We start from the raw sequence: 15,326 nt of genomic DNA on the forward strand, positions 1-15,326 counted from the left end.
CATGTGACCCACGCGACACGATTGCGTCACACCGTCTTGACATGGGAAGGAAAGACGGATGAAACTGACGCGTACTTCATACGTCAATGTCGTACGCCGTTCGGTCAACACCGAGTTCACCCGTTCGACACCCATCCCGGCTTCCCACCCGCAGCCGTCCACCGGAAGGCGAACAACCCGATGAGTCAGCAGTACGTCGCCGCGATCGACCAGGGCACCACGTCGAGCCGCTGCATCCTCTTCGACCGGGACGGGCGGATCGTCTCGGTCGACCAGCGCGAGCACCGACAGATCTTCCCCCAGCCGGGCTGGGTGGAACACGACGCCGAGGAGATCTGGACCAACGTCGAGGTCGTGGTCCAGCAGGCCCTCCAGAAGAGCGACATCACCCCGGACCAGGTCGCCGCCGTCGGCATCACCAACCAGCGCGAGACCACCGTCGTGTGGGACCGCGAGACCGGCAAGCCGGTCCACAACGCCATCGTCTGGCAGGACACCCGCACCAACGACATCGTCCGCGAGCTCGGCAACGAGGGCGGCCAGGACCGCTTCCGCGAGAAGTGCGGCCTGCCCCTGGCCACCTACTTCTCCGGCCCCAAGCTCCGCTGGCTGCTCGACAACGTCGACGGGCTGCGCGGGCGCGCCGAGCGCGGCGAGGTGCTGTTCGGCACCATGGACACCTGGCTCATCTGGAAGCTGACCGGCCGCCACGTCACCGACGTGACCAACGCCAGCCGGACCATGCTGATGAACCTGCACACGCTGGAGTGGGACGCCGAGATCCTGGACGCGATGGGCATCCCCGCCGCGATCCTCCCCGAGATCCGCTCCTCCTCCGAGGTGTACGGGACCGCCCGCGGCTACCTCGCCGGAACCCCCGTGGCCTCCTCGCTCGGCGACCAGCACGCCGCCCTGTTCGGCCAGACCTGCTTCGACCCGGGCGACGTCAAGGGCACCTACGGCACCGGGACCTTCCTGGTCATGAACACCGGCACCGAGCCGGTCACCTCCCAGAACGGCCTGCTCACCACGCTCGGCTACAAGCTGGGCGACGAGCCCGCGGTGTACGCCCTGGAGGGCTCGATCGCCGTCACCGGCTCGCTCGTGCAGTGGCTGCGCGACAACCTGGGCCTCATCTCCACCGCCCCCGAGATCGAGACGCTCGCGCGCACGGTCGAGGACAACGGCGGCTGCTACATCGTGCCCGCCTTCTCCGGCCTGTTCGCCCCGCACTGGCGCAGCGACGCCCGCGGTGTCGTGGCCGGTCTGACCGGTTACGTCAACAAGGGCCACATCGCCCGCGCCGTCCTGGAGGCCTCCGCCTGGCAGACGCGCGAGGTCGTCGACGCGATGAACGCCGACTCCCGGATCGACCTGACCACGCTCAAGGTCGACGGCGGCATGACGGCGGACAACCTGCTCATGCAGATCCTGTCCGACGTCCTGGACGCCGAGGTCGTGCGCCCGATGGTCGCCGAGACCACGTGCCTCGGCGCGGCCTACGCCGCCGGTCTGGCCGTCGGCTACTGGCCGGACGTGGAGACCCTGCGCGCGAACTGGCACAAGGCCGCGGAGTGGACCCCGAAGATGGACCCCGAGGTCCGCGACCGCGAGTACCGCAACTGGAACAAGGCCGTGGAGCGCACGCTGGACTGGGTCGAGCACCCCGACGAGCAGTAGCCCGCCGCCTCCTCTGACGACCGCCCCCGGGGGCCTCCGGCGACCGCCGGGGATCCCTGGGAGCGGCACCCGGGGCACCTCGCGTGCCCCGCGCATCCCCATCACGTGACGGGTGTGTCCAACGTCGCCCCGCTCCCGCGCCCCCCGACGCGGAGCGACGGACCTCCCGCACCCCGCATGCCCCTTCCGGGGCGGAGGTCCTCATGGTTTATCTGGCAGAGTTCGTCGGTACGGCGATCCTGATCCTGCTCGGTGGCGGTGTCGTCGCCGGCGTGGTGTTGGCCAAGTCCAAGTCCAACAACGCCGGCTGGATCGTCATCACGTTCGGCTGGGGTATGGCGGTCGCGATGGCCGTCTACGTCACGGGCACCACGAGCGGCGCCCACATCAACCCGGCGGTCACCATCGCGCTGGCGAGTATCGGGGACTTCTCGTGGTCCCTGGTGCCCGGCTACATCGCCGCCCAGATGGCGGGCGCCTTCACCGGTGCGGTGCTGGTGTACCTCGTCTACCACGCGCACTGGGCGCCGACCGACGACCCCGACTCCAAGCTCGCGGTCTTCAGCACGGCACCGGCCGTCCGCAAGCCCGTCGCCAACTTCGTCACCGAGCTCGTCGGCACCGCGATGCTGGTCCTGGGCATCCTCGGCATCGGCGCCAACTCCGGGCACGTCTCCGGGGACGAGGTGGACCTGTCGGCCCTGTTCGCCACCGGTCTGGCCCCGCTCCTGGTCGGTCTGCTCGTGTTCGCGATCGGCCTGTCCCTGGGCGGCCCGACGGGGTACGCGATCAACCCGGCCCGCGACCTGGGCCCGCGTATCGCGCACGCGCTGCTGCCGATCCCGGGCAAGGGGTCCTCGGACTGGGGCTACGCCTGGATCCCGGTCGTCGCCCCGATCGTGGGCGGTGTCATCGGAGCCTGGATCTGGAAGCTGACCGGGTTCGGCGGCTGACGCCCGTCCCGGACACGCGGGGAGCCGGGTACCGCCACGGGGGCGGTACCCGGCTCCCCGCGTGTGCGCACCCCCGCACCGCGACTGGTACTGACCAGAGCGTTCGACAATATCGAACGATAACTACCGCTTGCATTCGCGCGGTCATCAAGGGTGGGAACCGCTCGCGGGTTTCCCCGTCAAGACGCGCGATCCGGGCCGTACTCATCGGTAAGCAGCAGGTCTATCTTCACCATCGTTCGGCATTGTCGTATTATGCAGGGGACACCTGCCTGAAACGTCAGAGCCCGTTCAGGTACAGGCGCGGCACCCGCCATCCCTCCCGAACGGACGGAGCACCCAGCCATGACCGCCAGAACCCACCAACACGACACCGCCTCCTCCCGCGCGCACACGCGCGAGGAACTCGCCCGGGGCACGTTCGACCTCCTCGTGATCGGCGGCGGCATCCTGGGCACGTCCGCCGCCTGGACCGCCACCCAGGCCGGTCTGCGCGTCGCGATGGTCGACGCCGGCGACTTCGCCGGTGCCACCTCCAGCGCCTCCTCCAAGCTCGTGCACGGCGGTCTGCGCTACCTCCAGACCGGCAACGTCCGCCTGGTCGCGGAGAACCACAAGGAGCGCCGCTCCCTCGCCTCCGACGTGGCTCCCCACCTGGTCAACCACATGCCGTTCCTCGTCCCCATCTACTCCGGCGGCCCCCACGGAGCCGCCAAGATGGGCGCGGGCGTGTTCCTGTACTCGGCGCTGTCCGCCTTCGGTGACGGCATGGGCCGCCTCCTGTCCCCCAACCAGGCCGCGCGGCTCGCCCCCGGCCTGCGCACCCGGGGCCTGAAGTCGGTGGCCGCCTACAGCGACCACCAGATGAACGACAGCCGCATGGCGATCATGACCGTCCGCGCCGCCGTGGACGCGGGCGCGGTGGTACTCAACCACGCCGAGGTCACGGGCCTGCGCACCACGCGCGGCCGGGTGACCGGCGCCGACCTGCGCGACCGGGTCGACGGGCAGGAGTTCGGCGTCGACGCGCGGCTGGTGCTCAACGCCACCGGCCCGTGGGTCGACCGCCTGCGGGAGATGGAGCAGCCCGGCGTCGCGCCCAGCGTGCGCCTGTCCAAGGGCGCCCACCTGGTGCTGAAGACGCCGGAGCCGTGGCGCGCCGCGCTGACCATCCCCGTCGACAAGTACCGCGTCTCCTTCGCCATCCCGTGGGAGGGCCGCCTGCTGCTGGGCACCACGGACGAGGAGTTCACCGGCGACCCCGCCGACGTGGGCGTCGTCCCCGGCGACGTCGACCAGATCCTCGGCGAGGCCGCTCTGGGCATCGACGCCCCCTACCTCAACCCGGACAACATCACCTACTCGTTCGCGGGTCTGCGGGTCCTGCCCGGCGGCCCCGGCGGCACGAGCTCCGCCAAGCGGGAGACCGTGGTCACCCAGGGCCGCGGCGGAATGCTGTCGGTGGCGGGCGGCAAGTGGACCACCTACCGGCACATCGGCCGCACGATCCTCGACGAGCTGCGCAAGGTCTCGGCCGTGCCGCTGGCCGAGGACATGTCCGACCCGCTCAAGACAGTGCCCCTGCCCGGGCTGGCCAGCCCCGAGGCGGTCACGCACCGGATCATCATCGACCGCGAGCCGGGCGCCCGCCTGGACCCGCTGGTCGCGCGGCACCTGGCCTCGCACTACGGGAGCCTGGCGATGGACATCGCGGGCCTGGTGCGCGACGAGCCCGGGCTGGGCGAGCGCATCCACCCCGACGGACCCGACATCTGGGCCCAGGTGGTCTTCGCGCGCGACCGCGAGTGGGCGGTCACCGTCGACGACGTCCTGCGCCGCCGCACCACCGTGACCGTGCGCGGGCTGGACACCCCCGAGGTGCGCCAGCGCGCCGAGTCCCTGCTCCAGCAGGGCTGACCGCGCCTCCGGCCGCTCCGCACTCCCTGGAGGGGCGGCCGGTTCTGAGGGCGTGTTCCGCAGATGCTGCGTATGTGTCCGCGGAACACGCCCCGACGGCCCGGTGGCCGGGTCCACACCCCGGCCGCCGGGCCGCCCCGTTCCTACACCGTCCGCGCGAAGGCCCCGCCGCCGGCGAAGACCGCCTCCGCGAACCGCTCCCCGATCCGCCGGTGCCCGGCGGTGTCCGGGTGCAGCCGGTCCGGCAGCGGCAGCTCGTCGTGGTCGGCCTCCCCGTAGAGCACACGGCCGTCGAGGTGGTACAGGTGCGGGTCGTCGGCCGCCCTGCGTTCGACCAGGCGGGCGAGCTCGTCCCGGATGACGTTGAGCGTCAACCGCCCGGCGGCCCGGTCGGCCGGATCCCCGGTCGCCCGGAAGCTCAGCGTCGCGTCGTCCGGGTCCGGCATCACCGGCCCGGGGGTGTCCTCCTGGATGGGGCACAGGATCGGTGAGACCACGAGCAGCGGGGTGTCCGGGTGCCCGTCCCGGACGGTGTCGAGGAAGCCGTGCACGGCCGGGGTGAAGGCGCGCAGCCGCATCAGGTCGCTGTTGGTCAGGTTGATGCCGATCTTGACGCTGATCAGGTCCGCCGGGGCGTCCCGCATCGTGCGCGCGGTGAACGGGTCGAGCAGGGCGTTGCCGCCGAACCCCAGGTTGACCAGGTCCACGCCGCCCCGTTCGGCGGCGATCGCGGGCCAGATCGCGGTCGGGGCGTCGGCGTTGGAGCCGTGGCTGATGGAGCTTCCGTGGTGCAGCCAGACCCTCCGGCCGCGGTCGGCGGCGGGCAGGACCGGGGCGTCGGTCCGCAGCGCGATCAGCTCGGTGGCCTCCCGGTGGGGCAGCCAGACCTCCACCTCCTTCTCCCTGTCGGGCAGCCCGGAGAACCGGACCGTGCCGGGCCGGCCGCGGGTGGTGGTACCGGTCTGGGTCATCATGTCCACGGTGACGACGTCGCCGCCGGCCACGACGCCCCGACCGCTCCTGAGGCCGTCGACCAGCAGTTCGTACACACCGGCCGGGGGCGGCGGCGCACCACGGTAGAGGGTCCTGGTCGGCACGGTCTCCAGCTCGACCGCGGTGGCGCGGGTGCGCAGGCACAGCCGCACTCCGGAGGTGTGGGCCTCGATCCTGGCCAGGGCCTCGTCGGGGAACTGCCGCCGGGCCCAGGCGGGAAGGCGGTGCGGCCGGACCCCGCGTTCGGTGCGCTCCACCTCGACGGCTCCGCGCAGCATGTCCGGGCTGACGGGTGTGGTGATCAGTTCGGTCATGGTCATCGGTCCGGCCTCGGGGACGTCGTCGGTCTGGGGGCACGCACAGCCTGACAGGGCGGGCCGGGCGGCGCACGCGCTTTTTGCGCGCGTGTGGACGCGCGGCGACCCGCCCGCGCGGCCCCAGGACCGGGCACACGAGAACGCCCCCGGAGGATCGAAACCTCCGGGGGCGTCCTACTGCGTTACCGCTTAGAGCGCGACGACGTTCTCGGCCTGCGGGCCGCGGGTGCCGGCGACGATCTCGAACTCCACGCGCTGGTTCTCCTCGAGGTTACGGAAGCCCGTCCCCTGGATCGCGCTGTAGTGGACGAAAGCGTCGGGCCCACCGTCGTCGGGGGAGATGAAGCCGAAGCCCTTCTCGCCGTTGAACCACTTCACAGTACCCTGAACAGTGCCCTGAGCCATGTTCTCTCCTTCAGCTCGGTCTACACGGACGCCTACACACACGCCCGAGTAATTGCCGCGAGCCGATCCACGAGAAACCGCCCGCCGGTCACAAACTCCGCGGGCATACACCAACTGCGAAATTCAACGACTAACAATCACTCACGAACGTATCACAGCCAGGCCAGTCCGCGGGGGATTTCGGTGTGGCAACCCGCACGGAGCCCGGGGGAATAACCGCCCTCCGGCGGCCTGGGCACACGGCCGTGACACTGGTCACCGGGACGTCACCCTCCGCTCACCCGGATGTCGCCAGAACGTCGTTGACGCACCTCAGAACAGGTGCCGCGAGAACCGTCTCCGGGTCCAGACGAGCACCGTCCGTGATCACGAACGTGTGCTCCTCCCCCGGCATCAGGGTCACCGGGCCGTGGTCCGCCACAGCCGACGGATCGAGGCGGTCAGCCTCGACGACCAGATCCCGCAACAGGACGCGGGCCCGTATCCGTACCCGCAAATCCCCGCCGTCCACACGTGTTTCGGCGTCGAATTCCGGTTTTTCGTAGTCGAGATCCCGGTCCCGAGCGAAGAACCACCACGCCCGCTCCCCCGCGCCGTCGACCGTGAGCACCTCCCCCGCGGCCCGTCCCGGCACGGACACCCGGTCGGGGACGGGCACCCGCAGCGCCCCTCGGGGAGCCACCCGCACGGGGTGCGTGGACGAGGCCAGGACCCCGTCCCCGCCCGTGACGGCGTGCCGTGCCACGGTCACCTCCGCCGTCCACTCCTCGTCGGTGTCGTTGCCCAGCACGACGCACAGCCCGCCCTCGGTCGGCTGCACCGTGGCGACCCGGTCGGCGTACGCCCCGCGCACCGCGTACCACGCGGGCTTGCGCCGTCCGGCGCCGTCGACCAGCGCCCACGAGGTCACCGGCCAGCAGTCGTTGAGCTGCCACACCACCGTCCCCGTGCAGTGCGGCCACAGGGAGCGGAAGTGCCCGATGCCCAGCTCCAGCGCCCGCGCCTGGAGCACCCGGGTCAGGTAGTGCCAGTCGTCGTAGCCCGGATCCCGCACACCGAAGTGTTCGGCCAGCCCCCGCGCGAGCTTGGCGTCGCCGTCCTCGGCCTTCTGGTGGTGGGCCACGCCCGGCGAGGAGGGGGCCAGGGGGTGGTCGGAGACCGCGGCGCGCAGCGTGGCGTGGTTCGGCGGCGCCTGGTAGCCGAACTCGGCCACGAACCGCGGCCGGTGGTCCCGGTAACAGGTGTGGTCGAGCTGGTTCCAGACGTCCCAGACGTGCATGACGCCGTGGTCGGGGTCGTTGGGGTGTCGTCCCTCCCCCGGTGAGTACGGGCTGCCCGGGAGGTAGGGCCGGGTCGGGTCGAGCTCGGCCACCACGCGCGGCAGCAGGTCGAGGTAGTACCCGGCGCCCCAGGGCCGCCCGTCCAGGACCGGCTTCCAGTCCCAGTCCTCGTGCCCCCACAGGTTCTCGTTGTTGCCGCACCAGACCGCGAGGCTGGCGTGCGGGGACAGCCGGACGACCGCCTCACGCGCCTCGGCCGCCACCTCGGCCGCGATCGGCTCGTCCTCCGGGTAGGCAGCGCAGGCGAAGAGGAAGTCCTGCCAGACCAGGACCCCCAGCTCCGAACACGCCTGGTAGAAGTCGTCCGACTCGTAGATCCCGCCGCCCCACACGCGCAGCAGGTTGGCTCCCGCCGCGCACGCCTGGCCGATCCGCTCCCGGTACCGGGCGGCGTCGACGCGGGCGGGGAAGGTGTCGTCGGGGATCCAGTTCGCCCCCTTGACCAGGACGCGCCGCCCGTTCACGGTGACCGCGAACCCGGTGCCGCGCTCGTCGGGCGCGTCGACCACCGCGACCTCGCGGAAGCCGATCCGACGGTGCCACGTGTCGCGCACCCGCCCGCCGGCCCGCACCTGCACGGCCAGCTCGTACAGCGGCTGGTCGCCGTGACCGCGCGGCCACCACAGGTCGGGGTCGGGCACCTCCAGTTCCAGGACGGCGGTGTCCTCGCCCGGATCGGCGGTCACCGTGGCGGTGAGACCGGCGACACGGGCGGTGAGCTCCAGCGCGGTCCCCCGTCCGGAGGCGGTGCGCTCCAGGTCGACGTGCACCCGCACCCTGCCGAGCGCGGGACCGTCGCCGACCGCCCCCTCCACGGTCACCAGGGGTCGGACGGCGGCCAGGCGCGCGGTCGACCAGGCGGCCAGGCGGATCGGCCGCCAGATCCCGGAGGTGACCAGCGTCGGCCCCCAGTCCCAGCCGAAGTTGCAGGCCATCTTGCGGATGTACTGGTAGGGCTCGTCGTAGGCGGCGGGCAGCGGGCCCATGCGGTCCCGGTTGGCCTCGGCGTACCGGTACGGGGAGGAGAACTCCACGACCAGCTCCGGGTCGTCCCCGCCCGAGGCCAGCGCCTCGGTGACGTCGAACCGGCGGGCGCGGTGCATGTTCTGCGAACGCCCCACCTCGTGCCCGGCCACCCGCACGGTGGCGACCGTGTCGAGCCCCTCGCATACCAGGTCCACGCGCTCGGGTGGGCCGCCGTCGGCGCCCTCCGCGCCGCCGAGCTCCGCCGCCTCCCTGCTCAGGGAGCGCGTGTACACCCAGTCGGTGCGGCCGATCCAGCCGAGCCGGGTCTCGTTGTCGTCGGTGTGGGGGTCGTCGATCTCCCCGGCGTCGAGCAGGTCGGTGTGGACGCACCCGGGCACGGTCGCGGGCAGCGCTCCGAGACCGGCGGCCGGGGACCCGGGGTCGGGCGTGACGGGAGCCACGGTCCACCCGTCGCTCAGGTCGAACCAGACGGTCATGGGGACTCCGATTCCGTTCGTGTGATGGTGATGGATGCGAGGGGCGTACGGGGTTCTGCAGGACGAGGCGAGCCGCGAGCGAGGAACGAGCAACCGGCGCAGCCGAGGACGAAGAACCCCGTCCTCCACGCCCCGAGCCCCGGCCGAGCCCGCGAGGCCGCACAGGCACAGCGGGGCGTACGGGGTTCTGCAGGACGAGGCGAGCCGCGAGCGAGGAACGAGCGACCGGCGAGACCGACCAGACAACCGCACCGAAGGTGTCCGTTGAGGGCGGTGGCGGGCGACGGGCGGGCAGAACCCGGTCCTCCACGCCCCGAGCCCCGGCCGAGCGCGTGAGCTCGCATGAGCGGGCTCAGGACTGGTCGATCCCGACGAAGTGCCCCTCCTCCACCTCCAGGAGCGGGGCCGAGGTGTCGTCGTCGGCCACGGTCGGGAGTTCGACGTCCTCCGGAGGACGGGCCGCCAGCTCGGCGTCGACCTCCGCCCAGGTGCGGTGCAGCTGGGGCACGCAGGAGAGCAGGTGGCGGCTGTAGGGGTGCAGCGGGTTGTCGAAGACCCGGGTGGTCGGCCCCATCTCGGCGATCGCCCCCCTGCGCAGGATCACCGAGGTGTCGCTGACGTAGTTGCCCAGGGACAGGTCGTGGGTGACGAACAGGATGCCGAGGCCGCGCTCCTTGAGGTCGGCGAGGAGGTTGAGCACGTCGATCCGGGTGGAGGCGTCCAGCATGCTGATGATCTCGTCGGCCACCAGGAGCCGGATGTCCAGCAGCAGGGCCCGGGCGATGAGCATCCGCTGCAGCTGCCCGCCGCTGAGCTGGTGGGGGTACTTGTTCAGCACGTTGCCCGGGTCCAGGCGCACGGTGCCGAGCGCCGTGAGCACCCGGTCCCGCCAGTCGGCGTCGGACACCTCGGGGAAGTAGGAGCCGCGGACCATCTCGAAGACCCGGTCGGCCTTGAAGATGGGGTTGAAGCAGCTGAACGGGTCCTGGAAGACCCCCTGCACCCGGCGGTAGTACTCCTTGCGCGCGGCGAACCCGCGGATGGTGGCGATGTCGGTGCCCCCGACCAGGATCCGGCCCTCCGTCGGGCGCGAGAGGCCGAGCACCATCTTGCCGAGGGTGCTCTTGCCGCTGCCGCTCTCGCCGATCAGCGAGACGACCTCGCCCGCCCGCACGGTCAGGCTGACGTCGCGGACCGCCCGCTTGCGTCCGCCGCCGAAGGCGCCGGTCCGGTACACCTTGTGCACGTGTTCGAGTTCCAGCAGGGTCTCGGTCACCGTCACTCCCCCGTCTTCCAGCAGGCGGCCCAGTGGCCGGGTTCGATCTCCACCAGCGGCGGCTGTTCGGCGCACCTGTCGAAGGCCATGGGGCAGCGGGCGCGGAAACGGCACCCCTGGGGCGGGTCGAGGAGTCCGGGCGGGGTGCCGGGGATGCCCTCCAGCCGCCCGCCGCTGACCGTGCTCCCCACCTCGGGCAGGGCCGAGACGAGCATCCGCGTGTACGGGTGCCGCGGGTCCTCGATGATGGACCTGGCCGGCGCCTTCTCCGCGATGCGCCCGGCGTACATCACCATGATCGTGTCCGCCATCTGGTACACGAGCGAGATGTCGTGGGTCACGAAGACCATGCTGCGCACGTACTCGCGGTCGCGGAACTCCACGAGGGACTCGGCGACCGAGCGCTGGGTGGACACGTCCAGTGCCGAGGTGACCTCGTCGGCGATCAGGAGGGAGGGGTTGAGCAGCGTGGACATCACCATGACCACGCGCTGCTTCATCCCGCCGGACAGCTCGATCGGGAAGCGGTCGAGCACCTCCGGGTCGAGGCCGACCAGCTCCAGGCGGCGCCGCAGCTCCCCGTCGACGTCAGCGGGGCGCACGCCCCGGGCGCGGAGCAGCTCGTTGATCATCCGCCCGATCTTGCGGGTCGGGTTGAGCGCGCTCATCGCGTACTGCGGGATGAGCGAGATCTCGTGGTAGCGGAGCGGGACCATCGCGTCGTCGTCGGCGATCGGCACGTCCCTGCCGTCCAGCTCGACCGTGCCGCCGACGTGCCGCATCCGCGCGTCCAGCCGGATCAGGCTCTTGCCCAGGGTGCTCTTGCCGCAGCCCGACTCACCGGCCAGGCCCATGATCTCGCCGTCGGCGAGGTCGAACGAGACCCCGTCGAGGGCGTGGACGTCCCCGCGCAGCGTCTGGTAGTAGACCTTCAGGTCCTTCACGCGCAGAGTCATCACAGCTCCCGCAGCTTGGGGTTGAAGACCTCGTCCAACCCGACGTTGAGGATGTACAGCGACCCGACGATCACGGTGATGCCGAGCCCCGGCGGGATGAACCACCACCACAGCCCGAGTTGGAGGGCGCTCCAGGCGACCGCGTTCTCCAGCATCAGGCCGAGGGACACGCCGTTGGTCGGTCCGAGGCCGATGAAGTCCAGGCCCGCGGCGATGAGGATGGCGCCGCCGAAGAGCAGGATGAAGGTCATCACGAGGTAGGAGCTCATGTTCGGGGCGACCTCGGCGGTGATGATCCGCCACGTCCGCCGTCCGCTGAGCCGGGCCAGGTCCACGAAGTCGCGGGTGGCCAGGGACAGGGTCTGGGACCGGACCGCGCGCGCCGCCCACGGCCAGGAGGTCAGGCCGATGAACACGCCCTGCACGAACACGCCGCGCGCGTCGAGGTAGGCGACGGCCACGATGAGCACGACCAGCGCCGGGAGGACCAGCACCACGTTCGTGATCATGTTGAGGACCTCGTCCACCCATCCGCCCTTGTATCCGGCGAGGAAGCCGACGGCGGTGCCGACGACGAACGCCACCCCGCCGCCGAAGGCCCCGATGAGGAAGGTGGAGCGCAGGCCGTACACGAACTGCGCCCACACGTCCTGACCGAAGCTGGTGGTGCCCAGCCAGTACTCGCCGCTCGGCGGCTGGCTCTGCGGCCCGACGTACTCGTTGGGGTCGTAATCGATGAAGAGCGGGCCGAGGAGGCCGGTGAGCAGCAGGGCCAGGACGATGCCCGAGCCGATGAGCAGCTTGGGGTTGCGCCGGGCGAAGTGGAGGGTCTCGGAGCGTCGGCGTTCGGCGGCCGGTTCGGGCGCCGTGCCCGCTCCGTCGGTGCCAGGGGCGCCAGCGACGTCGGTCATGCCGCACCTCCCGTCATCTGGACCCGGGTACGGGGGTCGATCAGGACGTAGACGATGTCGATGATGAAGTTGGCGATCAGCACGCCGACCACCACGAAGAGGAAGATCCCCTGGAGGAGGAAGAAGTCACGGTTGTTGAGGGAGTCGAGGATGAGGGTGCCCAGGCCGGGGTAGTTGAAGACGATCTCCGTCAGCAGGGCGCCGGCGATGAGCGTGCCGAGCTGGACCGCCAGACCGGTGATCTGCGGCAGCATCGCGTTGCGGAACGCGTAGCGGCGGATGAGGCGGCGCGGTGCGCCCAGGGCCTGGAGGTAGGTGGAGTAGTCCGCCTCCAGCTCGTAGATGATCATGTTGCGCATCCCGATCGCCCACCCGCCGAGCGCCACGACGAACATGGACAGGAACGGCAGGAACCAGTGGCTGATCAGGTCGGAGACGAACACCCACGAGAACTCCGGCCGTAGGGCGTAGCTGTATCCGCCCGCGACCGGGAAGATCCCCGCGACGACGCCGAGCGCCCAGGCCAGGAGCAGGGCCAGCCACATGTACGGCGTCGCGGTGAGGACGTATCCCACCGGGAGGATCGTGTTGTCCAACACCTTGCTGCGGGCCGCGAAGGCGCCGAAGCGGTTGCCGACGATCCAGCTGAGCAGGATGGCCGGGAGCAGCACCGCCATGGTGTAGGGCACGGACCGCATGATGACGTCGGTGACCGGCTCCGGGTACAGCATGATGCTGACGCCCAGGTCGCCTCGGAGGAGTCCACCCCAGAAGCTCAGGTACTGCTGGTGGAGCGGGGTGTCGAAACCGAAGACCTCGTTGTAGTAGGCGTTCATGCGTTCCAGTGCCGCGGGGTCGCTGACCGAGGCGCGGGCGAGCATGCTCCGTACGGGATCACCCGGCATGAACCGGGGGATCATCCAGTTGATGGTGACCGCGATGACGAACGTCAACAGGTAGATGACGAGCTTGCGGCCGATGTAGCGCAACACGCGCTTGACCTTTCGGGTGTTGTCGGCGGACGTGGGTCCCGGCAGGACCCGCACCGAGGGGGGAGGGTCCTGCCGGGACCGCCCGGCCGGCCGTGTGCCTCGGGCCGGCCGGACTGGAGAGGAGGGAGGGGAGCGCTCCCACCCCGGAGGGTTCGGGCGCCGCCAGGGTTCTGCAAGACGAGGCGAGCCGCTAGCGAGGAACGAGCGTCAGGCGAAGCCGAGGATGAAGAATCCCTGGCCGCATGGGCGCCCGAACACGGGCCGAAGCGGAGCGGAGGCCCTCAACGAACACCGCTAGCCGGCCGGCTCGATCTCGGCGAGCGTGAGCACGCCGCCCAGCTCCAGCCACCCGTTCCAGAGGGCGGCGGCGGAGTTCGGGGTGTCCTCGTGCTCGCTCGGCCAGTTGGTCCAGTACACGTTGCTCGTCTGCGACCAGAGGCCGTTGTACCAGAGCGGGATGGCGGGCATCTCGGCCAGCTGGATCTCCTGGATCTGCGCGCTGATCTCGGCCGCGGCCGCCACGTCGTCGGTCGGCACGGCCGCGAACTGCTCGACGAGCTCCCAGGCATCCTCGTTCTCGTACCGGCCGAAGTTGACGGTGGTCTGCTGTTCCTGGACCGGGAGCTGGAAGAGGTAGTCGTAGTAGGTCCAGGGCGAGTTGCTCTGCTGGCGCTCGTTGTTGACGAGCATGTCGAACTCACCGGAGTTGCGGTTGTCGACCAGGAGGTCGAACTCGGGGAACTCCGCCTCGACGTTGATGCCGACCGCCTGGGCGTTCTCCGCGATCAGGCGCGCGGCCTCCATCCAGTCGGTCCAGCCGGAGGGAACCATGAGGGTCAGCTCGATGGGGTCGCCGTCGGGCGTCTCGACGAAGCCGTCGCCGTCCTCGTCCTGGTACCCGGCGTCCTCCAGCAGGGCGATGACCTCGTCGGGGTCGTAGCCGATCTCGGCCTCGGCGACCAGCTCGTGGTCGACGTACTGGTCCCAGCTCGGGAGCAGGCCGGTGGGGTTGGCCGCCTCCACCAGGTTGGAGTAGGGGCCCTCGATGATCTGGTCCATGTCGATGGCCCGCGCGAGCGCCTGGCGGAAGGCCACGTCGTTCATGGGCTCGCGGTCGTGGTTGAGCACCAGCCAGGCGGTGTTGGCGCTCTGCATGTAGGGCGGCCCGTCGTAGAAGCTGGTGAGGGTCTCGTCGTTCTCCAGCTGCTGGTCGATGCCGGGCAGGAAGTTGTTCGACAGGTCCAGCTCGTCCTGGGCGAGCATGTTCATCGTCACCTCGTTGGAGGCGTTGACGATGTCGACGATGTAGCGGGCGTCCATGTCCAGGTCGAGCTGCTCGACCGCCCACCAGTCGTCGTTGCGCTCCCAGATCATGCGGTCGTCGGCGTGGTCGCCGTAGACGTAGGGGCCGGTGCCGACCGGGTCCTCGTTGGGGCTGTCGACGAGGTCGTCCTCGCTGCTGTCGGCCCAGATGTGGTCGGGGACGATCGGGTTCGCGTAGGCCCAGTTCATCCACTCCTGCGGGCGGGACTCCGTGAAGGTGACGGTGACCGTCCGCTCGTCGGTCGCCTCGACGCTCTCGACGTAGTCCCACACGTTGCTGTAGGGGGACGCGTCCATCTGGCCGAGTTCGAGGGTGGTGACGACGTCCTGGGAGTCGAGGGGCTCGCCGTCGGTCCACTGGATGCCCTCGCGGAGGGTGATCTCGTGGACGTTCTCGGCCGTCCACTCGTCGCTCTCGGCGAGCCAGGGAACGTACTCGTTCTCCGTGGGGTCGAAGAGGAAGAGCGGCTCGTAGACGAGTCCGATCGTGCCGACCGCGTACTGGCCCCGCATGAACGGGTTCCAGCTCACGGGCGGCCCCCAGGCGGTGCCGGAGGTGTACAGGGTCTCGTTCCGGGGGTAGGCACCCGAGCCACCCTCTCCGCCGCCGCCCGAACACGCCGTGGCCGCCAGGGCCAGGGCCGCGAGGGCAGCCGGAACCCGCAGAGCTCTCATCAGGACTCCTCCTTCTCCCCGGTCGGCCTTCGGGTGGGGGTGTTCCTTCCGCCGTACGTTGGGACGGCAGGCTGGGAGCGCTCCCAAACTGGGGCGCGGAAGGCCGTTACTGAACCGGGTAAGTG

General features: G+C 70.6%; 11 protein-coding genes. 3 read left to right on the forward strand and 8 right to left on the reverse strand.

The window, feature by feature from the left end:
- The first annotated feature begins 180 nt into the window (after positions 1 to 180).
- The 3 genes from glpK (at position 181) to ACTVAJ_RS18885 (ending at position 4,550) form a co-directional block, all read left to right on the forward strand.
- Positions 181 to 1,680 (forward strand): glycerol kinase GlpK, encoded by a 1,500-nt coding sequence (glpK, locus tag ACTVAJ_RS18875; protein ID WP_470389510.1) that lies wholly within the window; start codon positions 181 to 183, stop codon positions 1,678 to 1,680.
- Between the two features lie 203 nt (positions 1,681 to 1,883).
- A complete protein-coding gene (locus tag ACTVAJ_RS18880) occupies positions 1,884 to 2,633 on the forward strand; it encodes an MIP/aquaporin family protein (protein ID WP_470389511.1) in 750 nt (249 codons plus the stop codon).
- 345 nt (positions 2,634 to 2,978) lie between these two features.
- Entirely contained in the window at positions 2,979 to 4,550 is a 1,572-nt protein-coding gene (locus ACTVAJ_RS18885) for a glycerol-3-phosphate dehydrogenase/oxidase (protein ID WP_470389512.1), read from the forward strand.
- Between the two features lie 143 nt (positions 4,551 to 4,693).
- Here ACTVAJ_RS18885 and ACTVAJ_RS18890 read toward each other — a convergent pair whose 3' ends face one another.
- The 8 genes from ACTVAJ_RS18890 to ACTVAJ_RS18925 all read right to left on the reverse strand — a co-directional run bounded on the left by ACTVAJ_RS18890 (position 4,694) and on the right by ACTVAJ_RS18925 (position 15,201).
- Positions 4,694 to 5,857 carry a GDSL-type esterase/lipase family protein gene (locus tag ACTVAJ_RS18890; protein WP_470389513.1) on the reverse strand — a complete coding sequence of 388 codons (1,164 nt, stop codon included), beginning with the start codon at positions 5,855 to 5,857 and terminating at the stop codon, positions 4,694 to 4,696.
- 192 nt (positions 5,858 to 6,049) lie between these two features.
- Positions 6,050 to 6,265 (reverse strand): cold-shock protein, encoded by a 216-nt coding sequence (locus ACTVAJ_RS18895; protein ID WP_470389514.1) that lies wholly within the window; start codon positions 6,263 to 6,265, stop codon positions 6,050 to 6,052.
- Positions 6,266 to 6,542: 277 nt separating this feature from the next.
- Complete coding sequence (locus ACTVAJ_RS18900; RefSeq protein WP_470389515.1) at positions 6,543 to 9,068, reverse strand: glycoside hydrolase family 2 protein; 2,526 nt, start codon at positions 9,066 to 9,068, stop codon at positions 6,543 to 6,545.
- Positions 9,069 to 9,420: 352 nt separating this feature from the next.
- Complete coding sequence (locus ACTVAJ_RS18905; protein WP_470389615.1) at positions 9,421 to 10,332, reverse strand: ABC transporter ATP-binding protein; 912 nt, start codon at positions 10,330 to 10,332, stop codon at positions 9,421 to 9,423.
- 14 nt (positions 10,333 to 10,346) lie between these two features.
- Positions 10,347 to 11,300, reverse strand: coding sequence for an ABC transporter ATP-binding protein (locus tag ACTVAJ_RS18910; RefSeq protein WP_470389516.1), 954 nt, complete (start codon positions 11,298 to 11,300; stop codon positions 10,347 to 10,349).
- Complete coding sequence (locus ACTVAJ_RS18915) at positions 11,300 to 12,211, reverse strand: ABC transporter permease (RefSeq protein WP_470389517.1); 912 nt, start codon at positions 12,209 to 12,211, stop codon at positions 11,300 to 11,302. The genes ACTVAJ_RS18910 and ACTVAJ_RS18915 overlap by 1 nt, the downstream gene beginning before the upstream one ends.
- Positions 12,208 to 13,203, reverse strand: coding sequence for an ABC transporter permease (locus ACTVAJ_RS18920; protein ID WP_470389518.1), 996 nt, complete (start codon positions 13,201 to 13,203; stop codon positions 12,208 to 12,210). The genes ACTVAJ_RS18915 and ACTVAJ_RS18920 overlap by 4 nt, the downstream gene beginning before the upstream one ends.
- Positions 13,204 to 13,497: 294 nt before the next feature.
- Positions 13,498 to 15,201, reverse strand: a complete 1,704-nt coding sequence (locus ACTVAJ_RS18925) for an ABC transporter substrate-binding protein (RefSeq protein WP_470389519.1) — start codon at positions 15,199 to 15,201, stop codon at positions 13,498 to 13,500.
- Positions 15,202 to 15,326 lie beyond the last annotated feature (125 nt).

The sequence above is a fragment of the Nocardiopsis sp. KDC1DS13DA1 genome (assembly GCF_055632325.1).

Bases quoted from the DNA above. Each gene is read 5' to 3' on its own strand.
- ACTVAJ_RS18895 (WP_470389514.1), bottom strand. From the start codon at position 6,265: ATGGCTCAGGGCACTGTTCAGGGTACTGTGAAGTGGTTCAACGGCGAG.
- ACTVAJ_RS18925 (WP_470389519.1), bottom strand. From the start codon at position 15,201: ATGAGAGCTCTGCGGGTTCCGGCTGCCCTCGCGGCCCTGGCCCTGGCG.
- ACTVAJ_RS18885 (WP_470389512.1), top strand. From the start codon at position 2,979: ATGACCGCCAGAACCCACCAACACGACACCGCCTCCTCCCGCGCGCAC.
- glpK (WP_470389510.1), top strand. From the start codon at position 181: ATGAGTCAGCAGTACGTCGCCGCGATCGACCAGGGCACCACGTCGAGC.
- ACTVAJ_RS18890 (WP_470389513.1), bottom strand. From the start codon at position 5,857: ATGACCGAACTGATCACCACACCCGTCAGCCCGGACATGCTGCGCGGA.
- ACTVAJ_RS18900 (WP_470389515.1), bottom strand. From the start codon at position 9,068: ATGACCGTCTGGTTCGACCTGAGCGACGGGTGGACCGTGGCTCCCGTC.
- ACTVAJ_RS18880 (WP_470389511.1), top strand. From the start codon at position 1,884: ATGGTTTATCTGGCAGAGTTCGTCGGTACGGCGATCCTGATCCTGCTC.
- ACTVAJ_RS18915 (WP_470389517.1), bottom strand. From the start codon at position 12,211: ATGACCGACGTCGCTGGCGCCCCTGGCACCGACGGAGCGGGCACGGCG.
- ACTVAJ_RS18910 (WP_470389516.1), bottom strand. From the start codon at position 11,300: ATGACTCTGCGCGTGAAGGACCTGAAGGTCTACTACCAGACGCTGCGC.